The following is a 3,125-nucleotide window of genomic DNA, read 5'->3' as shown; positions in this document are numbered from 1 at the left end:
CCCGCAACCGCTCCGGGTATGGGCCGTACTCGCCAATCGGCAGATACGGCTCGATTAACTCCCACTGACTGTCGGTGAGTTGCCTGCGCGTCACACACAGAGTCCTACCGGATCCCAGCTACGGGCGGACATGAAATCGCAATATTGATCACAACATCACACAGGCCCTAGGCCGTCGGGTGCCCCTCACGGAGCACCCGACCACGGCCGCGGTCGTTGACTCGCTCGGCCCGTCCGGCGCGATCGAGACCGGTATCCCCGCTCTCACCGCGGCCTACTGGCCCAACATCGGCCCCAACCGCTCCCACCGCGGGAGCCCGCTCGGCCGCTCGGACCTGCAGGGCCCGGCACGCGACATGTGTGATGCCGCTCGACGAGGTGTGGTCGAGCTGGATGCGCGACATCCGGCTCGCCCGCGCCCGCCTCATCGTCCCCGCCGGCTACCTGCGCAACCGCGGCCCTGGCGCCGGTGCCAGTTTCGACGACGACCAAGAGATCTGGTCGACGCTGGACATCCCACCGACCGACACGGGCGCCGGCATCACCATGTCGCAATTCGCGATCCGGGTAGCCGAGCACAAGTCGACGTCCGACGCGCTCGTGCGGCAGATCGTCGAGGCCGCCGGCTACAGCCCGTCCACCTTCGGGCTCGACGGCGGACCGGCCGCCACCGCGACAGAGACCCTGGCCCGCGGGCACGACAGCATGGTGACCCGCAGGACGAAGATTAACTACGCGTCCCCGGCCATCGCCGACATCGTCGAGGCCATGCTGCAACTCGACCGCGCGCTCGGCTTCTCCCGGCTCACCCCCGAGCGGCCGACCGTGGCATTCGGGCCGGCGGTCGCCCCGGACGCGCAGACACAGGCACAGACGCTCTCCCTGCTCGGCCAGGCACAGGCCGTCAGCACCGAGACCAAAGTCCGCATGGTCAATCCGGAGTGGGATGCCGATGCGGTCGCCGCTGAGGTGGCACGCATCCACGCCGAGACTGGGCAGGCTATTCCTGACCCAGTACCCGACTTCGTCCGTTGACCAAGGGCGGCTCCTCGGGGCAGGTGTCGCCCGAGGGGCGAACGGCGAGCACACGGTTGCACTGCCCAGACTTGTCATTCGATGCAGCGAACTTTTCGAACCTTGCGTCAACAGGCGAGCCGACCTGACAACATCACCCCATGCTGATGAACCTGCTGCCAGGCTTACGAGAGCTGCGCACCCCGCTAGCCGTCGGCTATGTGTGGCTCGTAACCATTTGGCTTTGCGCTGCCGATCACCTTCCTAGTCGCGATAGCGCTACCGGTGTATTCGCATCGCTCTACAAAGGGATCGGCCGCCTCGATCAAGCCGCCCTAATTGCCGTAGCTTCTTTCTGTGCGTACATAATTGGAAGCACGGTCGCGGTAAAGTTTGTGCGGACAGCTCCGCGCATCAAGATTCCCGCCATTCGCGCATGGGAACCCTGGCGCACCGAGGCGCCTAAGGTAAGTTGGGATGCTCGGCAGGATCTAAAGGCGTATGCCAAATCGGCAATCCATGGCATCTCTTTTATCGACGCTCGTCGTGCTCCATCAAGCATTCTGCAGGATCGGCGCACCGGTCGCGATGAAGCTGTTTTCGAGGCGATGGAAGCAACTCTCATGGAGTTGGACCACCTGCGATTCCAGCTCATGAAGGCAAGCAGTGAACTTTTCTCTGAGCACGACCGCCATGCGGCAGAGGCTGACTTTAGGTGCAACATCGCCATTGCCTTGACCGGACTCGCGGCGGGCCTCTCATATTTTCAGACCCCAGCCTTTTTGATTATTCTTCCGGCAGCGTGGGTCTTGTTCCGGCGAGGAATAGCTCGCGCCGTAGAGTGCAATGACCTCGTAGTTCAAGCCCTTGTGGCCGGAGAGATTTCGTCTACGGTGATCGAGGCTAGGCGCGGAACCAGTATTCCCGCGCAGCCCAGCGAGGAATAGCACCACCTTAGTCTTGGGGGTGATCGCGTGCCGGTCTCCCCATGGATGGCTGAGGATCTCGCCGACCGCGTGCGGGCCCTGTACGACGATGCCGAGCAGCGCCTGCTCGGCATCGTCGCCCGCCAGATCGCCGACGGCCTCGACGCCCCCGGGTGGGCCGTCGTCAAACTGCAGGACGTGCAGCCCCTGCGCCGTGCGGCGCAGGGGCTCGTCGACGCGCTCGGCACTGCCATGTCGACCGAAGTGCACGACGTCGTCGCCGAGGCGTTCAACCGCGACGCCCGGACCGGGCTCGTCGAGCTCGGCGCCCTGGCCGACGTCGACGCCGCGCGCATCGCGGAGTCGACCCCGGCCGGGCGCGCCGTTGACCGGCTCGCCGCCGAGACGATCGAGCTCGTCACCGCCACCCATCGCGGCATCCTGCGCGGCGTCGAGGACGGATACCGGCAGGTCGTCTCCGAGGTGGCCGCAACGCCGCTGCTCGGCATCGACACCCGCCGACAGGCCACCGCCCGAGCCATGGAACGGTTCGCCGACCGCGGCCTACGCTCCTTCGTCGACAAGTCGGGCCGGCCGTGGCAGATGACCAGCTATGCCGAGATGGCCGTACGGACCGCCGTCGGCCGTGCCGCCGTCGAAGGACAGGCGGACCGGCTACGCGCCGCCGGCGTCGACCTCGTCAAGGTGTCCACCGCACCGCACGAGTGCCCATTCTGCCGCAAGTGGGAGGGCAGGGTGCTCTCGCTCGACGGCCCGGACGGGCCGCGCGAGGTCGAGGTCGAACACGCCGTCGACGACAGCCGCACCGTGCGCGTGCGGGTCGCCGGCAGCGTCGAGCAGGCCCGCCGCGCCGGACTCCAACACCCCAACTGCCGACACTCCCTGAGCGCATTCACCCCGGGCGTCACCACGGCCGAGCCGCCGGAGCCGTCCGGCGGCACCGGGTATGAGGCAGGGCAGAAGCAGCGCGCGATCGAGCGCCAGATCCGGAAGTACAAGCGCCGTGCCGCGGCGGCCGCGACGCCCGAGGCGCGGCAGGTCGCCGAGCAGCGGGTGGTCGACTGGCTCAGAGCTATTGTCAAGACCTGTGGATCGGCTCTGGTGATGACTGCTGGTCGCGCTGCTGAGCCCAGGTCTCGCGGGTGATCGCGTACTCCACATCAC

The 3,125-nt window shown here is 66.8% G+C and carries 3 protein-coding genes; all 3 read left to right on the top strand.

Going from position 1 to position 3,125, the window contains the following annotated elements:
• Nucleotides 1–363: 363 nt before the first annotated feature.
• The 3 genes from AB0J08_RS41340 (at nt 364) to AB0J08_RS41330 (ending at nt 3,107) form a co-directional block, all read left to right on the top strand.
• Complete coding sequence (locus tag AB0J08_RS41340; RefSeq protein WP_360645274.1) at nt 364–1,035, top strand: hypothetical protein; 672 nt, start codon at nt 364–366, stop codon at nt 1,033–1,035.
• Nucleotides 1,036–1,175: 140 nt separating this feature from the next.
• Complete coding sequence (locus AB0J08_RS41335) at nt 1,176–1,961, top strand: hypothetical protein (protein ID WP_360645272.1); 786 nt, start codon at nt 1,176–1,178, stop codon at nt 1,959–1,961.
• 45 nt (nt 1,962–2,006) lie between these two features.
• Complete coding sequence (locus AB0J08_RS41330; protein ID WP_360645269.1) at nt 2,007–3,107, top strand: phage minor capsid protein; 1,101 nt, start codon at nt 2,007–2,009, stop codon at nt 3,105–3,107.
• Nucleotides 3,108–3,125: the final 18 nt, after the last annotated feature.

This window comes from Kitasatospora sp. NPDC050463 (assembly GCF_040655255.1).
Classification (GTDB): Bacteria; Actinomycetota; Actinomycetes; order Streptomycetales; family Streptomycetaceae; genus Kitasatospora.
This window is presented reverse-complemented; position numbering and strand designations above follow the sequence as displayed.